The organism is Streptomyces sp. NPDC015139, from assembly GCF_043079785.1.
GTDB classification, from domain to species: Bacteria; Actinomycetota; Actinomycetes; order Streptomycetales; family Streptomycetaceae; genus Streptomyces; species Streptomyces albidocamelliae.
In genome coordinates this window covers 368,183-389,407 of the sequence record NZ_JBIBUW010000006.1, presented here as the reverse complement: position 1 = coordinate 389,407, position 21,225 = coordinate 368,183, and the positions used below count along the sequence as shown (strand labels likewise).

Annotated in this window: 16 protein-coding genes; 7 read left to right on the top strand and 9 right to left on the bottom strand. The window is 75.6% G+C overall.

Annotation, left to right across the window (positions count from 1 at the left end):
- Positions 1 to 18: 18 nt before the first annotated feature.
- Complete coding sequence (locus ACF08B_RS19350; protein ID WP_392318452.1) at positions 19 to 495, bottom strand: Lrp/AsnC family transcriptional regulator; 477 nt, start codon at positions 493 to 495, stop codon at positions 19 to 21.
- A 230-nt stretch (positions 496 to 725) separates the two neighbouring features.
- On the opposite strand from ACF08B_RS19350, the gene ACF08B_RS19345 reads away from it, so the two are divergent.
- Positions 726 to 2,216, top strand: a complete 1,491-nt coding sequence (locus ACF08B_RS19345) for an FUSC family protein (RefSeq protein ID WP_392318451.1) — start codon at positions 726 to 728, stop codon at positions 2,214 to 2,216.
- Between the two features lie 128 nt (positions 2,217 to 2,344).
- On the top strand, positions 2,345 to 3,394 hold the full coding sequence (locus ACF08B_RS19340) for a lactonase family protein (protein ID WP_392318450.1): 1,050 nt from the start codon (positions 2,345 to 2,347) through the stop codon (positions 3,392 to 3,394).
- Between the two features lie 79 nt (positions 3,395 to 3,473).
- Here ACF08B_RS19340 and ACF08B_RS19335 read toward each other — a convergent pair whose 3' ends face one another.
- The 4 genes from ACF08B_RS19335 to ACF08B_RS19320 all read right to left on the bottom strand — a co-directional run bounded on the left by ACF08B_RS19335 (position 3,474) and on the right by ACF08B_RS19320 (position 7,392).
- On the bottom strand, positions 3,474 to 4,397 hold the full coding sequence (locus ACF08B_RS19335; protein WP_093479490.1) for a sirohydrochlorin chelatase: 924 nt from the start codon (positions 4,395 to 4,397) through the stop codon (positions 3,474 to 3,476).
- Between the two features lie 173 nt (positions 4,398 to 4,570).
- A complete protein-coding gene (locus ACF08B_RS19330) occupies positions 4,571 to 5,545 on the bottom strand; it encodes an N-acetylglucosamine kinase (protein ID WP_392318449.1) in 975 nt (324 codons plus the stop codon).
- A complete protein-coding gene (locus ACF08B_RS19325) occupies positions 5,542 to 6,219 on the bottom strand; it encodes a uracil-DNA glycosylase (protein WP_392318448.1) in 678 nt (225 codons plus the stop codon). Before ACF08B_RS19325 ends, ACF08B_RS19330 begins: the two co-directional genes overlap by 4 nt.
- 84 nt (positions 6,220 to 6,303) lie before the next feature.
- A complete protein-coding gene (locus ACF08B_RS19320) occupies positions 6,304 to 7,392 on the bottom strand; it encodes a WD40/YVTN/BNR-like repeat-containing protein (RefSeq protein ID WP_392318447.1) in 1,089 nt (362 codons plus the stop codon).
- 280 nt (positions 7,393 to 7,672) lie between these two features.
- On the opposite strand from ACF08B_RS19320, the gene ACF08B_RS19315 reads away from it, so the two are divergent.
- Positions 7,673 to 8,263: a hypothetical protein gene (locus ACF08B_RS19315; protein WP_392318446.1), complete on the top strand. Its 591-nt coding sequence runs from the start codon at positions 7,673 to 7,675 to the stop codon at positions 8,261 to 8,263.
- A 144-nt stretch (positions 8,264 to 8,407) separates the two neighbouring features.
- Here ACF08B_RS19315 and ACF08B_RS19310 read toward each other — a convergent pair whose 3' ends face one another.
- Both ACF08B_RS19310 and ACF08B_RS19305 read right to left on the bottom strand, forming a co-directional pair.
- The gene (locus ACF08B_RS19310) at positions 8,408 to 10,387 is read right to left on the bottom strand and encodes a HEAT repeat domain-containing protein (protein WP_392318445.1); all 1,980 of its coding nucleotides are present in this window, start codon (positions 10,385 to 10,387) and stop codon (positions 8,408 to 8,410) included.
- Positions 10,388 to 10,542: 155 nt separating this feature from the next.
- Positions 10,543 to 12,201, bottom strand: a complete 1,659-nt coding sequence (locus ACF08B_RS19305) for a DNA alkylation response protein (protein ID WP_392318444.1) — start codon at positions 12,199 to 12,201, stop codon at positions 10,543 to 10,545.
- 71 nt (positions 12,202 to 12,272) lie between these two features.
- Between ACF08B_RS19305 and ACF08B_RS19300 the strand changes: the two genes are divergently transcribed.
- The 3 genes from ACF08B_RS19300 to ACF08B_RS19290 all read left to right on the top strand — a co-directional run bounded on the left by ACF08B_RS19300 (position 12,273) and on the right by ACF08B_RS19290 (position 18,174).
- Entirely contained in the window at positions 12,273 to 13,031 is a 759-nt protein-coding gene (locus ACF08B_RS19300; RefSeq protein ID WP_392318568.1) for a PaaX family transcriptional regulator C-terminal domain-containing protein, read from the top strand.
- A gap of 345 nt (positions 13,032 to 13,376) precedes the next feature.
- The gene (locus ACF08B_RS19295; protein ID WP_392318443.1) at positions 13,377 to 13,874 is read left to right on the top strand and encodes a hypothetical protein; all 498 of its coding nucleotides are present in this window, start codon (positions 13,377 to 13,379) and stop codon (positions 13,872 to 13,874) included.
- A 10-nt stretch (positions 13,875 to 13,884) separates the two neighbouring features.
- A complete protein-coding gene (locus ACF08B_RS19290; RefSeq protein WP_392318442.1) occupies positions 13,885 to 18,174 on the top strand; it encodes an HAD-IC family P-type ATPase in 4,290 nt (1,429 codons plus the stop codon).
- A gap of 46 nt (positions 18,175 to 18,220) precedes the next feature.
- Here the strand turns inward: ACF08B_RS19290 and ACF08B_RS19285 are convergent, their stop codons facing one another.
- Positions 18,221 to 19,300: an NADH:flavin oxidoreductase/NADH oxidase gene (locus ACF08B_RS19285; RefSeq protein WP_392318441.1), complete on the bottom strand. Its 1,080-nt coding sequence runs from the start codon at positions 19,298 to 19,300 to the stop codon at positions 18,221 to 18,223.
- A 131-nt stretch (positions 19,301 to 19,431) separates the two neighbouring features.
- Between ACF08B_RS19285 and ACF08B_RS19280 the strand changes: the two genes are divergently transcribed.
- Positions 19,432 to 19,788, top strand: a complete 357-nt coding sequence (locus ACF08B_RS19280; RefSeq protein ID WP_392318440.1) for an ArsR/SmtB family transcription factor — start codon at positions 19,432 to 19,434, stop codon at positions 19,786 to 19,788.
- A 45-nt stretch (positions 19,789 to 19,833) separates the two neighbouring features.
- Here the strand turns inward: ACF08B_RS19280 and ACF08B_RS19275 are convergent, their stop codons facing one another.
- Complete coding sequence (locus ACF08B_RS19275) at positions 19,834 to 21,168, bottom strand: FAD-dependent oxidoreductase (RefSeq protein ID WP_392318439.1); 1,335 nt, start codon at positions 21,166 to 21,168, stop codon at positions 19,834 to 19,836.
- Positions 21,169 to 21,225: the final 57 nt, after the last annotated feature.

Here is a 21,225-nt window from a genome sequence, read left to right as displayed (position 1 = left end):
GGACCAGCATGCCCATGATCAGGCGCGGGCAGCCCGGCCGACCGACTCCACCAGCGGGAGCAGCCGGTGAGGGACGCGTTCGCGCAACGCCACCTCGGTCCGGGTGCGCACCACGCCCGGGAGACTGATCAGCTTCTGGATCACGTCCTCCAGATGGGCGTTGTCCCGGCCGACCACCCGGGCGAGCAGGTCCCCGCCACCGGTGATCGAGAAGGCCTCGACGATCTCCGGCACGGCGGCCAGCGCGTCCCCCACGTCGTCGAGGTGGCCCTGGGTGACCTCGATGTGCACGAAGGCCAGCACCGGGTGCCCGAGGGCGGCGGGGGAGAGGGACGGGCCCGTACCGGTGATCACGCCGTCCCGCTCCATCCGCTCCAGGCGGGCCTGGAGCGTGCCCCGGGCGACGCCGAGGATGCGGGCGTACTCGCGCACGCTGGTGCGCGGCTGCTCCAGGAGCAGCCGCAGGATGCGGGTGTCGAGTTTGTCCACGGCCATGAGGGACGACTGTACCAATGGCTCAGCGGTCGGTCCTGCCCACGCCCAGGGCGACCTGGTCCGTTGGTATTCCGGCGGTCAGTGGTCGACGTCCACAGCAGGGCCAATGGCCCAGTGATCCGGGCCTCACTTGAGCCAGTGACGTCCGTGATGCTCTCATGGGTACGTCGACGGCGCTGCGGACCTCCGCGGCGCCTTTTTCGTGCAGTCGTTCCCAGGGGAGGGCAGTGGTGCTGAAGAGGGTGTTCGTGGCTCCGGACCCGGGGCGGGCGCGGTTGCGCTTCGCCGCGCGGGCCGTCCTCGGCATCGGACTGGCGGTGGTGGTCTGTCTCGCCTCCGGGCACTCCCTCGCCGGTGCCGTCACCGGCGGCCTCGCCGCGCTGCTCGCCCTGTTCACCGTGGCCGATCCGACCGTGCGCGGCCAGGCGGTCACCACCGCCCTGCTGCCCGCCGTCGGGGTGCCGGTGCTCGCCGCCGCGGCCGAGCTGCACAGCCTGCCCGTGGCCCGGGACCTCGCCTTCCTGGCCGTCGTCGGCGCCGGCGTCTACGCGCGCCGCTGGGGGCCGCGCGGGCACAGCCTCGGCGTGTTCGCCTTCATGACCTTCTTCGTCGCCCAGTTCCTGCACGCGACGCCGGAGCAGCTGCCCGAGCTGTACGCCGCCGTCCTGCTGTCGGTGCTCAGCGCCGCGGCCGTCCGCTTCGGCGCCTGGTGCTACGAGCGGCGGCTGCCCCCGTCCGCCGTACCCGCCCCGCCCGCCGGGACCGGGCTGGCCCGGGTCACCACACGGCAGGCGGTCCAGGCGACAGCGGGCGCGGGCTTCGCCCTGGTCGTGGGGCAGCTGGTGTCCGGGCAGCGCTGGTACTGGGCCGTCGGCGCCACCTGGTGGATCTTCGTCAACACCGCCTCCCGCGGCGAGACGCTGGTGCGGGGCTTCCGGCGGGTCCTCGGCACGGTGATCGGCATCTGCCTGGGCTTCCTGGTCGCCGTCCCCGTGCACGGGGCGCCCGTCCCGACGGCCGTGCTCGTCGCGGTCGCCGTCTTCGGCATCTTCTACACCGCCGCCGTCTCCTACACGTGGATGATGCTCTGGGTGACCCTGCTCGCCGAGATGCTCTACGGCCTCCTCGGCGTCCTCAGCCCCGGCCTGCTCGCCCTGCGCCTCACCGAGACCGGCGTGGGCGCGCTCGGCGCCGCGCTGGCCGTGCTGTTCGTCCTGCCGGTCACCACCCACGCCACCACCGACGTCTGGATCCAGCGCGCCCTGCGCTGTGTGCACGCCTGCACGGCCGAGGCCGCGGACCGGCTCGCGGGGTCCGCCACGGCCGACCCCGCGCCGCGCGTGGCCGAACTGGAGCAGCTGCTCGGCCGGGTCCGGCTCTCCGTGGCCCCGCTGGTGCACCCGCTGCACCCGATGCCGGCCCGCAAGCGGCGCGCCCGCCGGGTCCTCGCGCTGCTCGACGACTGCGCCCGGGAGATCCGCGGCCTGGTGGCGGTCGCCGCCGATCCCGAGGCCTCCCACGACGCCCGCCTGGCCGCCGCCTGCTGGCGGGTGGAGGCGGCCGTCGAGGCCCTGACCGCCGGTGGCGCCCATCCGCACGGACGTCCCGCCGAGCCGCCCGCCGAACCCGCCCTCGCCCATCTGCACGGCCTCGAACGCGCCCTCGCCGACCTGGCCGAGCCGCTGCGGACGCCGTCGGGCTCACGGCTGGTCGGCGCCTGAACACCGGGTCTCCGCAAAGAACCGCCCTGCCACTCCTCCTCTTGGTCTAGACCGTCGGTGATCGACTGCTACCGTCGGCCTCAGGCCGGCTCAGCCCGGTCGACCGGCTCGACCGAGAGGGGACAGCGGTGGCACAGGACGGCAGAGCGGGCAGGCACCGGGCGTTCATCGGCTCGTTCACGGCGGCGGGCGGACCGGGACTGGTCGCCGCGGACGTCGCGCCGGACGGCGGGGCGCTCACCCTCGTGGCCGCCGTGAAGGACGTACCCGATCCCGCCTACCTGGCCATGGCACCGGACGGAGCCATGCTCTACGCGGTCAGCGAGACGGCCGAGGGCGCCGTCACGGCCTTCCGCGTCCTCGGCGACCGCCCGGAACCCGCCGGGCCGCCCGTCCCCGTGGACGGCAGCGGGCCCACCCACCTGAGCCTGCACGACGGGCACCTGCTGACCGCCAACTACGGCTCCGGCAGCGTCTCCGCCGTCCCCCTCCGACCGGACGGCACCCTCGCCGCCAAGCCCTCCGGCGTCCTCCAGCACACCGGCTCCGGACCGCACGACCGGCGCCAGCGCGGACCTCACGCCCACCATGTGCAGCCCGACCCGAGCGGTCGGTGGGCCGTCAGCGTCGATCTCGGCACGGACTCGGTGCGGGTCTGTGCCCTCGACCACGGCGCCCCCGTGCTGCACCACGAGTACGCGCTGCGTCCCGGATCCGGCCCCCGCCACCTCGCCTTCCACCCGGACGGCGAGCACGCCTACGTGGTCAACGAACTCACCCCCACGGTCACGGTGTGCCGCTGGGACGCGGCCCGCGGCTCCCTCAAGCCGCTGACCGAGGTCCGGGTGCTGCCGGACTCCCCGGCCGGCGACGCCTACCCCTCGGGCATCGTCGTCTCGCCCGACGGCCGCTTCGTGTGGACGGCGACCCGCGGTGAGGACGTCCTGTCGGTCCTCGCCGTCGAGGGCGACGGACTGCGGCTGACCGGCACGGTGCCCTGCGGCGGCCACTGGCCGCGCGCCCTCGCCGAGCACGGCGGGTTCCTGTACGCGGCCAACGAGCGCTCCGGCGACGTGAGCTGGTTCGCCCTGGACGAGGCGACGGGTCTGCCCCGGTACGACGGCTCGGTGCAGGTCGCCGCGGCCTCCTGCATCGTGTTCGGCCGCGTGCCCGGCTGACCGGGCCCGGCCCCGGGAAGGCGGAGGGCCCGCTCCGATGATCGGAGCGGGCCCTGTGTCGTACGGGTGCCGTGGTGGTTCAGCGGGCCGGCGTGCCCTGCGCCTGCTGCGGGGCGATGCCCAGCGCCGTCGTGTACTTGGCGAGCGCGAGCTTGCCGATGGCCGGGTACGCGCCGAGCGCCTCGGAGGTGGCGCAGCCCGCTTCCTCGGCGGCCGCGGCCAGCAGGCCGGCGTCGATCTCCGGGCCGATCAGGTACGGCGCCAGGGCCAGCTGCTGGGAGCCGGAGGAACGCAGCTGCTCGGCGACGGAGGCGATGGATCCCTCCTGGTCCAGGGCCGCCGCCATGACCGGCACGGCCAGGCGCGCGGCGAGCAGCATCCCGGTGATCCCGGCCGCCTGCACGGCCTCCTCGCCGCCCACGGAGGCGAGGACGATGCCGTCCGCGGCCGTCGCCACGGTGAACAGCCGGGCACGGTCGGCGCGGGCCAGGCTCGCCTCGGACAGACGCACGTGCAGCGCCTCGGCGAGCAGCGGGTGCGGGCCGAGGACGTCGGTCAGCTCGGCGGCGACCCGGCTGTCCATCACGGACTGGCGGATGTGGCGCAGCAGGGCGCTGTCCGGACCGGCCAGCAGCGGGACGACGACGGCGACCGGGCCGTCGGGCTGCTTGACCTCCAGGCCCGCGGCGACGGCCTGCTCGTAGCGTGCGGCGCGCTCCTCGGCGGCGTGCGCCAGCACGGACCGCAGGGTGGGGAATTCGCTGTCGTCCCCGTCCACGAAACCGATCCGGGCGTCCAGGCCGGGCAGCTCGGAGCGGGCGATGCTCACGACCTCCTCGGCGAGGCCGCGCGTGGCGGCGCTGGGCGCACCGGGCACCGCGAGGACGAGCGCGGGCGCGCCCTCGGGGGCCACCAGCGGTTCCGGACGGCGGTGCCGTCCGGGCTGGCGGGGTCGCGGCATTCGTACTGGCAGGCCGGACGCGGGTCCAGTGGGGGAGCTCATGGCGCCGCATGTTACTGGCTCATCGGGCTCCCCTGTTCGGGGAGGGTGCAGGTGAGCGGTATCCGTCCGGTTTTGTCTGATGAGTTACGGGCCCTTGGTGCCTGTTCCGGGCATACGTCGGGCTTATGTCGGGCATGTGGGTCGACGACCTGATCAGTCGCCCATGTGAGAAATCAGTCGCCGACCGGGGAGGTCACGTGCAGCATCGTCGGTTCGCCCGGCAGGGAGAGCCGGCCGGCGGCGAGGTCGGTCGCGATCCGTACCGCGCCGTGCAGCGGGTCGCCGTTCGCGGGCACCTGCCGGGCGTGGGGCAGCCGGTCCGCCAATTCCCGGCGCAGCGGGGCGAGGAGGGGTTCGCCCAGGTTGAACAGGCCACCGGTGAGCGCCACTTCGAACGCCCCTTCACCGGGGCAGACGGCCGCCGCGGACTCGGCCATGTGCCGGGCCGCCGCGCGCAGGATGCCCCCGGCGACCGGGTCGTGCGGGGCGCACGCCGCGACCCGGGGTGCGAAGGACGCCAGCACGGCGGCCCGGTCGGAGCGCGGGTACAGCAGGCCGGGCAGCGAGGGCGCCGGGCCGAACTGCTCCTCCACGCAGGCCAGCAGCGGGGCGGAGCCGCCGTCCCGGCCGTCGTACGCGCGCAGCGCCGCCTCCAGTCCGGCCCGCCCGATCCAGGCGCCGCCGCCGCAGTCGCCCAGCAGATGCCCCCAGCCGTCGGCCCGCCGCCAGCGGACCAGGTCGGTGCCGACCGCGATCAGTCCGGTGCCCGCGGCGAGCACCGCGCCCGGACGTGACCCGAGCGCGCCGACGTACGCGGTGACCGCGTCGGCGGCGAGCGCCACGTGCCGCACGCCGAGTTCCGCGGCGAGTGCGCCGGGCAGTTCGGCGCGCAGGGCGTCGCCCAGGGAGGCGAACCCGGCGGCGCCGACGACCGCGGTGTCCAGCTCGCCGACCCCGGCCTCCGCGGCCAGGGCGCGCGCCAGGGGGACGATCTGGTCCAGCAGATGGGCGGGGTCGATGCCCCGTGCGCCCGTGCGGACGGGTTCGCGGCTCGCCCGCGGGACGGACGGTGCCTGCCCGGGCACGCCGACGACGACCCGGAGGCCGGAACCGCCCGAGTCCACGGCGAGGAAGCCGGGGACGGTCACGGCAGACGCCAGTCCACCGGCTGTCCTCCCTGCTGGACCAGCAGGTCGTTGGCCCGGCTGAACGGGCGCGAGCCGAAGAAGCCACGGTCGGCCGACATCGGGGAGGGGTGCGCGGACTCCACCGCGGGCAGCTTGCCGAGCAGCGGGCGCAGATTGCGGGCGTCACGGCCCCACAGGATGGAGACGAGAGGCTTGCCGCGCGCCGCCAGCGCCCGGATCGCCTGCTCGGTGACCTCCTCCCAGCCCTTGCCCCGGTGCGCGGCGGGGCTGCGGGGCGCGGTGGTCAGCGCCCTGTTGAGCAGCAGCACGCCCTGCTGCGTCCAGGGGGTCAGGTCGCCGTTGGACGGCTGGGGCAGCCCCAGGTCGCCGTGCAGCTCCTGGAAGATGTTGATCAGGCTCGGCGGCAGCGGGCGTACCTCCGGCGCGACCGAGAACGACAGGCCCACCGCGTGCCCCGGCGTGGGATAGGGGTCCTGACCGACGATCAGGACCCGTACCTCGTCGAAGGGCTGCTGGAAGGCGCGCAGCACGTTCGGTCCGGCCGGGAGGTAGGTGCGTCCCGCGGCGATCTCCGTACGCAGGAAGTCGCCCATCGCGGCGATCTGTCCGGCAACGGGTTCCAGGGCCTGAGCCCAGCCCGGTTCGACGATTTCATGCAAGGGTCGTGGTGCCACGGGCGTCACCCTACTGCCGTGCACCGGCCGACGATCAACCGATGGCCGGAGCACGACGGCGCGGCCCCGCGCCCGCCTGCCGGGTCAGCCGACCACCGCCGCCCGCACGCACAGCACGTCCGGCAGGTGGGAGGCCAACTGCTGCCAGCTGTCACCGTCGTCGGCGGACGCGAACAACTCGCCGTTGCGGTTGCCGAAGTACACCCCCGCGGGGTCGGCGTCGTCGGTGCACAGGGCGTCCCGCAGCACCGTGCCGTAGTGGTCCTCCTCCGGAAGCCCCTTGGACAGCGCTTCCCACGTCCCGCCGGCGTCCGTGGTGCGGAAGACCCGGCACCGGTGCTCGGCCGGCACCCGGTCCGCGTCGGCGTTGATCGGGAACACGTACGCCGTACCGCCCCGGCTCGGATGGGCGGCGACCGCGAACCCGAACGTCGACGGCAGCCCCGCGCCGATGTCGGTCCAGTGGGCGCCCGCGTCGTCGCTGCGGTACACCCCCCAGTGGTTCTGCAGGTACAGCCGGTCCGGATCGGCCGCGTCCCTGGCGACCTTGTGTACGCACTGGCCGAACTCCGGGTCCGGGTCCGGCAGGAACACGGCGGCCACACCGGAGTTGGACGGTGCCCAGCTGGCCCCGCCGTCGCCGCTGCGGAAGACGCCGGCCGTCGAGACGGCCACGGTCACCGCACGCGGGTCGCGCGCGTCCGTGAGGACCGTGTGCAGGCCCTCGCCGCCGCCGCCCGGCACCCACCGCGAACGGGTCGGGTGCTCCCACAGCGGCCGGACCAGCTCGAAGCTCTCGCCGCGGTCCTCCGAGCGGTACAGCGCGGCCGGTTCCGTGCCCGCGTACACCACGCCGGGCTCGGCGGCGGCCGGATGCAGCTGCCAGACACGCTCCAGGGAGGCTCCGGTGTCCTTGGGGAACTTCACCGCGGGCTGCGCCGGTTCGGTCCAGGTGCGGCCCAGGTCGTCGGAGTGGAACACCGACGGGCCCCAGTGCGCGCTGTCGCCGCCCGCCAGCAGGCGGGGCCGGGAGTCCCGGGTGTCGATCGCCACCGAGTACACCGCCTGCGCGTTGAAATACGGGCTCTCGTCGAACTCCCAGGCGCCGCCGCCCCGTCGCCGCCCGATGAACAGGCCTTTGCGCGTGCCCACCGCCAGCAGTACCTCGGTCATGCCGATCACCTCCGGGACGCCATCGTCCAGGTAGCCGTCAGGTCCGTCAGATATCGGCCAGTGTGCACCCCGGCACTGACAGTCTCCCCCGAGCGGCCGTACACGCAGGTCACAGCTGTGTCGCCGGCCGGCGGCGGGGATAGGGGCAGCGCTTTCCCCGATGTGCCTGCGCGAAGGGCGTGTCTCGTGCGACCGTCGGGGAGACGGCTCGTCGTGAGCATCGGGGCGGTCTTCCGCGTATGGGAGTGCGGTCCGGCCGGTCGGTGCGCTCGTGAGGAGGATGCCTTTGAAGGCGTTCCGTGGTCCGAAGGTGTGGCTGTGGCGCTGGCGGCGCAACCCGCTGAAACGCCGGGCCGACGTGGTCGAGGCCTGGGTGGTCCTCGGTGCCTGGCTGCTGACCTTGCTGCTCGGGGTGGCGGCGGGCCTGGCCGCGGCCCGTTCGGTGGAGCACGGACTCGCCCGGGAGCGCGCCGCCTGGCGTCCCGCGGTGGCCCACGTCGTGGAGCGGGTTCCCGGAACGTCCCCCGCGCACGGCCACGTCGCGTCCGGCGAACGGATCTGGGCCGAGGTCCGCTGGTCGACGGCCGACGGGTCCGCCCACACCGGCCAGGTCCGGGTGAAGCCCGGCAGCAGGGCGGGCACCCGGGTCACCGTCTGGACGGATCCCCGGGGGCATCTCGTCGGCCGGCCCGTCACGGCCTCCGAGGCCGCCTTCCGGGCCGCCCTGATAGGCCTCCTGGTCGGCGTGAGCGCGGCCGCCGTGCCCTTCGTCGGCGGTCTGGCCCTGCGCGGCCGCCTGGAGCGCCGGCGGATGGAGGACTGGGACACGGAATGGGCGCGATTCGGGCCCCAGTGGGGCCGGATGGTCTGACGCCCACCTGCGGCCCGGGGCGGCCGGACCTATGGGGGACTTTCGTTCGCATCAGCCCGGACCCGCGACGTCCGGCACGGACGCCGCGGCCTGATCCGGCCTGGTTCCGCCTGGTCCGGCTTGATCCGGGCGAGATCCCATCCCCTAGGTGCCGACCCCGGACCGCACCTCCCCGCACGCCCTGAGCAGGGCCTCGTCCTCGGGGATGTGTCCGCCGTATCCGCCCGCGCGGGCCGTGTGCCGGCGGGGGGCGGCGAGTTCGGCCGCCACCAGGTCCCGCAGCGGCGCGGCCGCCGGGCCCATCGCGCCGAGACAGCGGGCGACCGGGAGGCGGGTGCGCGGGTCCTCCGCCCAGGCGGTCCGCAACACCGGCAGGACGGGGGCGGGGTCGGCGTCGATGCGCCAGAGCGCGCACGCGGCAGACGTCCGTACCTGCGCCGGTCCCGCCGTGGCGGCCCGGCGCAGCGCCGGCAGGGCGGGGCGCGCGGCCGGGCCCAGACGGCCCAGGTGCCGGGCGGCGCGACGGCGGTTCACCGGGTCACCCTCCGTCAACTCGCGCAGGAGTGGGGGGAGTACGGCCGAGGTGTCGCCGTCCGCCGACCAGAGCGCGCCCGCCGCGGCGGCCGCGTGCCGGGTGCGCAGCAGAGAGCGCAGGAGAGGTCTCGCCCGCGCGGCGGCGCCGAGCGCCTCCAGTGTCTCGATCGCCTGGTCCGCCACGGCGCCCGGGGCTCCCGGGCCGCCCGGCACACCCGACAGGAGCCGGAGCACCTCCGGCAGCGCGTCCTCGTCCTCGAGGGCCCTGACCGCGGACAGCAGCGGGGCGGCGAGCCGGGCCGTGGAGGCGGAGGCGAGCGGGACGCGGCCGAGCCGGTGCCGTACCGCCGGGGCGAGCGGCGCCGCGGCCAGACCCAGGTGCACGAGCTCGAAACCAAGGTCGGCGGGTGCCGCCGGACCGGCCAGCAGCTGGGCGAGGGGCGGGACCGCCCGCGCGTCGCCCGTCCGCGCCAGCGCCCTGAGCGGACCGCCCAGGGTGGGGGCGCAGCGCTCCCAGCGGTGCGTCCACAGATCGGGCCGGGTGCTCACCAGGGTGTGCAGGTCGTCGGCGGCGGGCGCGGCCAGGGCGAACAGTTCCCCCAGGACCGTGAGGGCCGCCTCCCGTAACCGGTCGTGCGCCGTGCCGAGTTGGCCGCCCAGCAGCTCGACGGCCCGGGTGTGGTCACCGCGCCAGCCGCGGAACAGCGCCGCCGCCATCCAGGCGCCGTTGCACCGGTCCACCGGGTCGGGGCTGGTCAGCTGCCCGAGGAGCAGGACCGTCCGGTCCGCCACCCGGTCGCCCAGCGCGGTGTGCAGGGTGCGCAGCAGGCGGGACCCCTCCTCGTCCGACGGGCGCAGCCGCCGTATCCGGCCCACCAGGGTGTCCGTGCCCGGGCCGGGCGGCACCCGGTGCGCGGACCGCTCCCGCAGCAGTTGGACGGCCGTCGGCACCAGGCCGGACGGGAGCCGCGCGGGCGCGCCGAGCGCGAGCTGTCCGAGCGCGGCGAGCCGGGTCCCGGGGCCGTACGGCGGCGCGCTCTGCTCGGCCAGGAGGTCCACCGCGGCGTCCGCGTGCGCGGGGTACCGGCGGACGAACAGGCCGAGCGCCTCCGTGAGTGCGAGCAGGACACGGTCGTCCCGCTCGGCCCGGACGCGGTTCGCCAGCAGACGCAGGGCGCGGGCCGGTTCCGCCAGGAAGTGGACGAGGGCACCGGCCGCCGCCGCCCGCACCGGAGGGTCCGGGTCCCCGGCGAGGGGGACGAAGCCCTCGGCGCCGGCGCACACCGCCTCCCGTGCCCGCGCGTCCGCGTCCCTGCTGTCCGCGCCGATGCTCACCAGCAGTTCCACGAGCGCGCCCCGGTCGGGCACCTCCTCACGGGCCGTCAGTGCGAACAGGAACGGGACGCAGGCCAGCGTCGAGTCGTACACGTTCCCCTGGTGGTGCACGGCGCCGTACATCCCGTCGAGCGCGGTCGTCCGCTCGGCGGTGTCCGCGGACGCCAGCGCCCGTAACCAGCCGGGCACCTCCACCGCGCTTCCGTGCGCGTGTCGCAGCGAGGCCCAGTCGACCTCGTCGATCCCCGTGAACACGTTGTCCTCCCCAGACGAGTGCCACCTGATCGCGAGTCTGCACCACGGCACCGGCAACGGTCCGGAACCGTAGCCTGACTGTGTGCGATCCGTCGGCTGTCATCGGCCAGTGCCGGGGCGGCACGTCCCCGCCGGGGGAGGACCGTGGCGACGGATCAGATCCGGCCGGGCAGCGCGCGCTCCAGGATCGCGTCCAGGTCGGTCCCCGCCGGCAGCGTGCCGAACGAGTGCCCCCAGTCGCCGCCCAGCCGGCTGGCGCAGAAGGCGTCCGCGACCGGGTGCGGCGCGTACCGGACCAGCAGCGACGCCTGCAGCGCGAGGGCCATCCCCTCGACCAGCCGGCGGGCGCCCACCTGATCGGTCTCGGCCAGTCGCTCCTTCAGCCCGGCCGCGGCGGCGTCCAGCCGGGCGTCGGCCCCGCGGGCGAGGGCGAGTTCGGCGAACAGGGCCTCGGCGCTGTCCGGTTCCCGTCCGAGGGCACGGAGCACGTCGAGCGCGTTGACGTTGCCCGAGCCCTCCCAGATCGACAGCAGCGGCGCCTCCCGGTAGTGGCGGGGCATGCCGGACTCCTCCACGTACCCGTTGCCGCCCAGGCACTCCAGGGCCTCGGCGGTGAACGCCGGTCCGCGCTTGGTGACCCAGTACTTGCCCACGGCGGTGGCGATCCGCCGGAACGCCCGCTCCCCGGCGTCCCCGCGCACCGCGCGGTCCGCCGCCCCGGCGAGCCGCAGCGTCAGGGTCGTCGCCGCCTCCGACTCCAGCGCCAGATCGGCGAGGACGTTGCGCATGAGCGGCTGGTCGACGAGACGGGCCCCGAACGCGCTGCGGTGGCGGGCGTGGTGGCCGGCCTCGACGAACGTCTTGCGCATCAGGGTCGCCGAGGACATCACGCAGTCCAGCCGGGTGCAGTTGACCATCTCGATGATGGTCTTCACACCCCGCCCCTCGGGACCCACCAGCCAGGCCACGGTCCGGTCGAACTCCGGCTCGGAGGACGCGTTGGAACGGTTGCCCAGCTTGTCCTTCAGCCGCTGGATGCGGAAGGTGTTGCGGGTCCCGTCCGGCAGGATCCGCGGCACCAGGAAGCAGGACAGTCCGCCCGGGGCCTGCGCGAGCACCAGGAAGACGTCGCACATCGGCGCCGACGTGAACCACTTGTGGCCGCGCAGCGTGTACACGCCGGGCTCACCGGTGGGCGTGGCCGTGGTGGTGTTGGTGCGCACGTCCGAGCCGCCCTGCTTCTCGGTCATGCCCATCCCGGCGAGCAGTCCTGGCTTCTCGGTCGGGACGCGCAGCGCGGGGTCGTACTCCCGGCTGGTGAGCAGCGGTTCGTACACCTTGGCCAGATCCGGCTGTGCGCGCAGGGCGGGCACCGCCGCGTACGTCATCGACGTGGGGCAGCCGTGCCCCGCCTCGGTGTGGCCCCACACCAGTCCGCCGGCGGTACGGGCCACGTGCGCACCGGGCCGCTCGTCCGCCCACGGGGTGCCGGCCAGGCCCTCGGCGACCGCCGTCCGCATCAGGCGGTGCCAGCTGGGGTGGAACTCCACCTCGTCGACCCGGTTGCCGTAGCGGTCGTGGGTGCGCAGGACGGGCTCGTGACGGTTCGCCAGCTCGCCCCACTCCTGCGCCTCCGCGCTCCCCGCACGCGCGCCCAGCCGCCGGAGGTCCTCCTCGGCCCAGCCGGCGCCCTCCCGGCGCAGCCCCTCCAGCAGGGCCCGGTCGTCGGAGGCGTCGTAGGGGGCGAGCGGCGGGGCCTGGTTGGTGACGTCGTGCGTGGCGGACTGCGGCGACTGCGCGGGAATCGGGACCATACGAGCATGTTGCACTCTTCCTGCGGCTGTAGCAATGACGCAACATGAAGTCGCACGTAGAGTACGTGCCCATGCGCATGAACGACTCGGCCGAGCCGGACGCGGCCGGCCTGCGCGCGCTGTCCGCCCGGTCGGTCGTGCTGAGCCTGCTCCTCGGCGCCCACCCGCCGGAGCTGCCGGTGAAGAACCTCGTCCGGCTGGTCGAACCCTTCGGTGTCGGCGGTTCCACCCTGCGGGCCGCGCTCAGCCGGATGGTGGCCGCCGGAGATCTGCGGCGCACGGACGCCGTCTACCGGCTCAGCGACCGTCTGCTGGCCCGCCAACGCCGCCAGGACGACGCCGTGCATCCCCGTACGCGCGCGTGGGACGGCGACTGGGAGATGGTGGTGATCACCGCCATGGGCCGCGGCCCCGCCGAACGCGCCGAGCTGCGCACCCGGCTGACCGCACTGCGCCTGGCCGAGCTCCGCGAGGGTGTCTGGCTGCGCCCGGCCAATCTCGACCGCCCCCTGCCGGGCGACCTGGGGGCGGTGGCCGCGACCTACACCGCCCGTCCGGACGAGCCGGCGCGCGACCTGGTGGCCCGGCTCTGGCCGCTGGAGGAGTGGACGGCCACCGCGCGGGCGCTGCTCACGCGCGCGAGCGGCGCCGAGCACCCGGCCGGCCGTCTCACCGCCTACGCGGCGGCCGTACGCCACCTCCTGACCGACCCCGTGCTGCCGCCCGCCCTGCTGCCCGCCGACTGGCCCGGCGAGGCCCTGCGCACCGCCTACGCCGGCTACCGGCGGGAACTGACCGCGTCCCTGGGCCTCGCCGAGGGCGCGGACTGAGACCGCACCGACCCGCCCACACCACCGTGCCCACCGGGCCGCGCGAGGGGACTCCCGTCTCCATGAACGTGGCCCGTCGCGACCCTGCGGGGAGAAGGGCGTCGTAGGTGATCGGCGTTCATGCCTCCCCTTCGCCCGGGAGGGCTCCTCGCCGGGGTGGCGGCCGGTCGGCCCGAGGGCCCGGACGCACAGCGCACCGGAAGCGGTGCCGCGGCTGAGGCGGGTGGCGCGGGCGCGCCCCGTGGCGTTCCCTGGAAGTGGGGTCGTCCCTCGTGAAGGCGGGGATGACCAGGGCGGTCGTGGGCACTCGGGGCGCACGGCAAGCGATCTCACCCGAGGAGAGCCATGGCTGAGCACAAGCCGTCGTCGACCCTCACGGCGCCTTTGCACGGCGCGGCCTCGGTACTGCGCAAAGTGCCCGGCGCCGGCGTCGTGGGCCGGGCGGCGGAGGGCACCCTGGACAAGGTCGGCGCGGTCTCGCCCCGAGGCCGGCGCCTCGCGGTGTACGCGGGAGCCGGGCTGCTCGGGGCCGCGGGAGTGGTGGAGTGGCCGGTGGCCCTGACCGGTGCCGCCGTGGCCTGGCTGACCCAGCCCCGGCCGTCGCACCTGGCGGAGGACGCGCCCGTGCACCGCCCCGAACCCGCACACGACGTGGGCAGCGCGGCACTGAGGTCCGGCCACGCCGAACCCGGGCACGGGGCGGCGGCCGCGAGCGGCACCGGAGGCGCCGGGCACGCCGGCCACGCCGGGCCACCGCACCCCGAACCCTCCCTGAGCACCGAGCCGAAGCCGGCCCCCGGCCCGCTCGGCCCCACGGCACGCCCCGACCGCACCACGCTCTGAGGAGGTACATGTGCTCGGCCTGCTGACGGCGCCCGCCGCGGCCGCACGTCTGCTGCCCGCCGCCCCACGGCTGCTCGCCCGGGCGGCGGCACCGGTGTTCGGGGTGGCGGCGGGCGCGGCCGCCGGGACCGCGCGCGCCGGAGTGCGCGGCGCGGACGCCGCCGTACGGGTGGCGCGGGTGGCACGCAACGCGCTGCCCGGCTCCGGTGACCACTGGCGCGCCGGTGCCCGCGCGCACCTCGCCCTGAGCCCCCTGGAGCACGAGCACGTCCGGCGCGCGGGCGGCACGGCCCGCCTGGCCCGACACCTGGCCGAGGCGCTGGCCGAGCGGCCCGACGTGCTGCTCGCCTACTGGGACGAGGGACTCGCCCGCCTGGTGGTGACCGCCACCGAGGAAGAGGCCACCGACCGGGTCGTGGAACACGCCGCCGAACTGGCCGAACGCCACGGACTGCTCCTGGCCGGCGGCGACCTGGACGAGACCACGCACCCCGCCGACCCGGCCGGGGTACGCCTCGCCGTGAGCACGCTCGCCGTCGACTGCCTGGGCATCGCCGCCGGACTCACCGCGTACTCGCTGCGCCTGCCGCCCTCGCCCCGCGTGGTCACGGCCGTCGTGACGCTGCTGCGGGAGAACCCGCGCTTCCGTGCCCGGCTGCGCGACCGGCTGGGCCCCGGCCGGATGGACCTGGTGCTGGCCTGCGCGAACGCCGCCGCCCACGGTGCCGGCCAGACCCCCACCTCCCTCGTCCTCGACGGCGCCCTGCGGGCCTGCCAGGTGGCCGAGACGGTGGCCCGGGCCGCCGCCTTCGACTCGGTCCACGACCAGCTGTGCGCGCCGGAGAAGGTCAGCCTCGCCGCGGACGGCGGCCCGCGCCCGCCGCTGCGTGAGTCCCCGGCCCAGGAGTACGCCTCCCACGCCTCCGCGGGCAGCGTGCTGGGCGCGGCGGCCACCCTGCTGGTCAAGCACGACGGAGGCGAGGCGGCGGAGGCGGTGCTCGCCGGCTCGCCCAAGGCCGCCCGGTACGGACCCGCCGCCTTCCACGCCGTACTCAGCGCCGCCCTCGCGCGGGCCGGTGTCCTGGTCCGCGACGCGGACCGGCTGCGCCAGCTGGAGATGGTCGGCACGGTCGTCCTGCACCCCGGCGCGCTGCGCACCGAGGACGGCGAGGCGGACCCGTGGGCCGAGCCGGTGCTGGACGCGGCCCGCCGCGCCGGCCTCCGGGTGGTGGTCGTGGACGACCCCGCCCTCGAGGACTTCACCGGGCTCGCCGACCAGGTCGTCGACGCCCGCCGCCCGCTGGACGACGTCGTCCATGAGGCGCGCGGCGAATCCGGTGCCGTGCTCACGGTCGCGCGCGTGCGTTCCGCCGACGAGCGCGACGTGCTGGCCGGCCTGAGCGCCGGCGACGTGTCCATCGCCCTGACGGACCAGGACGGCGCGGTCGTCTGGGGCGCGGACATCCTGGCCCTGCACGGTCTGCCCGACGTGTGGCGGGTGCTGACCGCCGTTCCCGCGGCCCGTGCGGTCGGCCGGCGGTCGCAGACCCTGGCCCGCTCCGGTGCCGCCCTCTCCGGGCTGCTCGTGGCCGTCGGCGAGTCCAAGGGCGGACGCGGCCGGCTCGCCGTGCTGCCGGGCTTCCGGCACGCACCCGTCGACCTCGGTGCCGCTACAGCGCTGCTGTCCGGGGCGCGGGCCGCGCTCGGTGTCGCGGCCGCCGGCGCCCCGCACCCGCGTCCCCGGGTCCACTGGCACGAGCTGGACCCGGACGAGGCCCGCGAACGGCTCGAACACGAACCGGCCGCCGAGAGCACCCCCTGGGAGGACCTGACCGCCCGCGTGCGCAAGGCCACCGAGGGCGTCGCCCGGCACCCCGCCGTCGCTCCGGCACGCTGGTCCTACGATCTCGGCCAGGCCGTGCGCGGTGAACTCCACGACCCGCTCACCCCGGTGCTGGCCGTGGGCTCGGCCGCGTCCGCGATCCTCGGGTCGGTCGTGGACGCGCTGCTCGTCGTCGGCGCCCTCGACCTCAACGCCCTGGTCGGCGGCATCCAGCGGCTGCGCGCCGAGCGGGCCCTGTCCGGGCTGGTCGCGGAGCAGAAGCGGAAGGCACGCCTCGTGCCCACGGCGGAGGAGGCGCCGGCCGGCGGCACCCGCACCGTGGAGGCGGGCAAGCTGCAGCCGGGTGACGTGATCCACCTCAACGGCGACGACGTCGTGCCCGCCGACGCCCGGCTGCTGTGGCAGGAGGGCCTGGAGGTCGACGAGTCCGCGCTGACCGGCGAGTCCCTGCCGGTGGAGAAGCAGACGGACCCGACCCCGCACGCCCCGGTCGCCGACCGGCGCTGCATGGTCTTCGAGGGCACGACCGTCGTCGCGGGACAGGCCCGGGCGGTCGTCGTCGACACCGGCGAGCGCACGGAGGCGGCCCGCGCCGTGCACCTCGCCGCCCGCACACCCCCGGCGGGCGGAGTCCAGGCCAGGCTCCAGGAACTCACGCGCAAGGCACTGCCGCTGACCCTGGCGGGCGGCGCGGCGGTCACCGGGCTCGCGCTGCTGCGCGGCACCCCCATCCGCGAGGCGGTCAGCGGCGGTGTGGCGGTGGCGGTCGCGGCCGTGCCGGAAGGCCTGCCGCTGGTGGCCACGGTCGCGCAGCTCGCGGCCGCCCGGCGGCTGAGCCGCGGCGGCGTCCTCGTGCGCACCCCGCGCACGCTGGAGGCGCTGGGCCGCATGGACACCATCTGCTTCGACAAGACCGGCACCCTCACCGAGAACCGGCTGCGGCTGGTGCGCACCTCCGACGCCGACGGCAAGCTCCACGCGGTCGACGACGCCGGGTCCGCGGACACGGTCCGCGCCGCCGCGCGGGCCTGCCCGAAGCTCAACGGCGGCTCCGAGCGGCCGGTGCACGCCACCGACGAGGCCGTTCTGACGGCGGCCGGCCCCGATCCGGACTGGACACAGCTCGCCGGCCTGCCGTTCGAGGCGGCGCGCGGCTACGCCGCCGCCGTCGGCCGTACCGCGGACGGTGTGCCCGTGCTCGTCGTCAAGGGCGCACCGGAGACCGTGCTGCCCGCCTGTGCCGGCCTCCCGGAGCACGCCTCCGACGGCGCCCACGCGCTCGCCGGGGCCGGCCTGCGCGTCCTCGCGGTGGCCGGACGGCGGCTCGGCCCGGCCGACGACGTGTCCGAGGTCCTCGAACAGCCTTTGGCCGGCCTGGAGTTCACCGGTCTGCTGGCGCTGTCCGACGTACCGCGCGAGACCTCCACGGCCCTCGTGAGCGGGCTCGGCAGGGCGGGCGTGCGGCCGGTCATGCTGACCGGCGACCACCCGCAGACCGCGCGGGCCATCGCCGCCGACCTGGGCTGGCCCGAGGACACCGTGGTGGTCACCGGGGACGAGCTGGCGGCGGCCGACCGGGCGGCCCGGGCCCGGATGCTCCGGGACGCCGGTGTGGTGGCCCGGGTGGCACCCGAGCAGAAACTCCAGGTCGTGGAGGCGCTGCGGGACGCGGGCCGGGTGGTCGGCATGGTCGGCGACGGCGCCAACGACGCCGCCGCCATCCGCGCCGCCGACATCGGCGTCGGCATCAACGCGCGGGGCTCGGCCGCCGCGCGCAACGCCGCCGACATCGTCCTGACCGACGACGACCTGACCGTGCTGATCGACGCGGTCGGCGAGGGCCGCGCGCTGTGGCACAGCGTGGCCGACGCCATCGCCATCCTGATCGGCGGCAACGCCGGCGAGGTCGGCTTCGGCATCCTCGGCACGCTGCTGTCCGGGCGGGCGCCGCTGTCCACCCGGCAGATGCTCATGGTGAACCTGTTCACCGACCTGTTCCCCTCCATGGCCGTGGCGGTCACCCAGAAGGAGGGCGAGGCGGACCTGGCGCACGTGGAGGAGGCGGCCGGAGTGCTGGGCGAACCCCTGCTGCGGCAGATCCGCCACCGGGCCCTCACCACCTGCCTGGGCGCGGTCACGGCCTGGTTGATCGGCCGCTTCACCCCGGGCACCGCCCGCCGTTCCAGCACCATGGCCCTGTGCGGAGTGGTCGGCACCCAGCTCGTGCAGACCCTCCTCGACCGGCGCGACAGCCGCCTGGTGCAGATCACCTCGCTCGGCTCCGCCGTGGCCCTGGTCGCCGTGGTGCAGACCCCGGGGGTCAGCCGCGCCGTCGGCTGCACCCCGCTCGGCCCGGTCGCCTGGGCCGGCGTGGTCGCGGCGATCGCCCTGGCCCTGGCGGGCCAGCGGAGCCTGCCCCGCCTGGAGGAGACCATCGGACGACTGCTGCCGGGCTGACGGACCCGCACGCCGTGCGGCGGGCCCGTCGGGACGGGGGGCGGACTCAGACCGAGCGGTGGTACTGCTCCGGCACCCGCACCTCGCCGCCCAGCTCGCGGGCGGCCTGCCGGGCCCAGGACGGGTTGCGCAGCAGCTCCCGGCCCAGGAACACGGCGTCGGCCTCACCGTTCGCGACGAGCTTCTGGGCCTGCTCCGCGTCGGTGATCAGGCCCACGGCGCCGACCGGCAGCGTCGTCTCCGCCTTGACCCGCGCGGCGAACGGGACCTGGTAGCCCGGGCCGGTCGGAATGCGCGCGCCGGCGACGTTGCCGCCGGTCGAGACGTCGAGCAGGTCCACGCCGTGCGCGCGCAGGTCGCGGGCGAAGCGGACGGTGTCGTCGGGCGTCCAGCCGCCCTCCTCGGCCCAGTCGGTCGCCGAGATGCGGAAGAAGAGCGGCTTGTCCTGCGGCCACACCTCCCGAACGGCGTCGACGACCTCCAGCGCGAACCGGGTGCGGTTCTCGTACGAGCCGCCGTAGGCGTCCGTGCGGTGGTTGGAGTGCGGGGAGAGGAACTCGTTGATCAGATAACCGTGGGCGCCGTGGATCTCGGCGATCTCGAAGCCGGCGGCCAGCGCCCGCCGGGCCGCCGCGGCGAACTGGCCCACCACCTCCCGGATCTGTTCGATCGTCAGCTCGGTCGGCGCCGGGTGGCGTTCGTCGAAGGGCAGCGGGCTCGGGGCGATGGGCTGCCAGCCGTGGGCCTCGGGCCCGACCGGCGCGCCGCCCCGCCAGGGCCGCTCCGTGGAGGCCTTGCGCCCGCCGTGCGCGAGCTGGACCGCGGGCACGGAGCCCTGCGCGGTGAGGAAGCGGGTGATCCGGCGGAAGGCCTCCACCTGGGTGTCGTTCCACAGGCCGAGGTCGTAGGGGGAGATCCGGCCCTCCGGGGCGACCGCGGTGGCCTCGACCATGACGAGTCCGGTGCCGCCGGTGGCGCGGGCGGCGTAGTGCGCGAAGTGCCAGTCGTGCGGGGCACCGGTGAGCGGGCCCTCCGGTTCGGCCGAGTACTGGCACATCGGCGACATCCACACCCGGTTCGGGATGGTCACTTCGCGCAGGGTGATGGGCTCGAAGAGCGCGCTCACTACGGACTCCATTCGTCACGGGACCGGTGGCCGACTCGTACGATAACCCTCGTACTACGAGAGATGTCAAACTACGATGACTCTCGTACAATGTGCACAGCCGAAGACGACCGCGACGAAGGGCGGCAGCCGTGACCGACACCGTCACCCCCGGCCGTGCGCTGCCGCACCCGGAGCGGGAGGAGATCCGGCTGGAGGGCGTGCTGCACGCGCTCGCGGACCCCATGCGGCTGCGGATCGTCAGCGAACTCGCCTCGGAGCCCACCGAGTTGTCCTGCTCGCGCTTCGACCTGCCGGTGACCAAGTCCACCACCACGCACCACTTCCGGGTGCTGCGCGAGAGCGGCGTCATCCGGCAGGTGTACCGGGGTACGGCGAAGATGAACGCCCTGCGCCGGGACGATCTGGACGGGCTCTTCCCGGGACTGCTCGACAGCCTCCTCGCCGCCGCCGAACGCCAGGCCCGCAGGCTCGGCGAACGCGTCTGACGCCCGCCGCACCGGCCCGCCCTCACCGGGACGACGGTCGCGCCGCTACGACGGTCGCGCCGCCCCGAGCAGCGCCTCCCAGTCGGCGAGCTTGACCACGCTCCGCCCGAGCCGCTCACCCAGCGCGGCCTCGGCGTGCTCGATGGACAGCCACCCGCTCCAGGGCACCGGCTCGCCGCCCGGTACCCGCAGCGCCTGAACCGGATCGGCCGGCACGTCCGCCCGGGCCAGCGCGGGGGCGTCGGCGAGCAGGGACAGCGCCGTCTCCTTCGCGCAGGGCCGGTTGGTGCCGATGACACCCGTCGGCCCCCGCTTGATCCATCCGGCGACGTACTCGCCGGGGGAGGGGACGCCGTCGCGCACGACCCGCCCCGCCGTGTGCGGCACCGTGCCGGTCGCCGGGTCGAAGGGCAGACCGTCCAGCGGGACACCGCGATAGCCGACCGAGCGCAGCACCAGCTGGGCGGGCACGTCCTCGTACCGGCCCGTACCCGTCACACCGCCGCGGCCGTCCGGAGCCGTGCGCTCGAAGCGCACGGCGCCCACCCGGCCCCCCTGTTCGAGCAGTTCGACGGGGCGCAGGAAGAACCGCAGCCGGATCCGCCGAGCGGCCGGTGCCGGGGGCCGCGCCGCCCAGCCGCGCAGCACCTCCACATTGCGGCGCGGCACGGCCGGGAGCGCCGCCGGGTCGAGCGAACCCAACGCCAGCTCGCCCGCGTCGACGACCACCTCGGTGTCCGGGACGGTGCCCAGCTCGCGCAGCTCCTTGGTGGTGAAGCGGGCCTGCGCCGGGCCGCGCCGGCCCACCATCTGCACCTCGCGGATCCCGCTCCCGGCCAGCGCGTCGAGGGCCGCCTGTGGGATGTCCGTCGGCCGCAGCTCGCCGGCGCCGCGGACCAGCATCCGCGTGACGTCCACCGCGACGTTGCCGACCCCGATGACCACCGCCGAGCGCACCCCGCGCAGGAAGCCCGCGTCGGCCGCGTCCGGGTGCGCGCTGTACCAGGACACGAACTCGGTCGCCGACCAGCTGCCCGGCAGTTCCTCGCCGGGGACGCCGAGCCGGCGGTCCGTGGCGGCGCCCACGCAGTACACCACCGCGTGGTACAGCGTCCGCAGGCGCTCCACCGGCAGGCCGCCGGGGCCGCCCACCCGGACCCCGCCGAGGAACCGCACCCGCTCGTGCTCCAGCACGGTCCGCAGGCTGCCCTGCAGCGACTTGATCTTCTCGTGGTCCGGTGCGACGCCGTACCGGACCAGGCCGTACGGACACGGCAGCCGGTCCAGGACGTCCACCTGGACGTCCGGATCGAGCTGGACGAGGTTCTGGGCGATGTAGCACCCGCTCGGCCCGGAACCCACGACGGCGACACGCAGCACAGCGGTACTCCTCGCCCGAAGGAGGTGGTGTGCGGACGGTTCCAGCATGGCACCGCG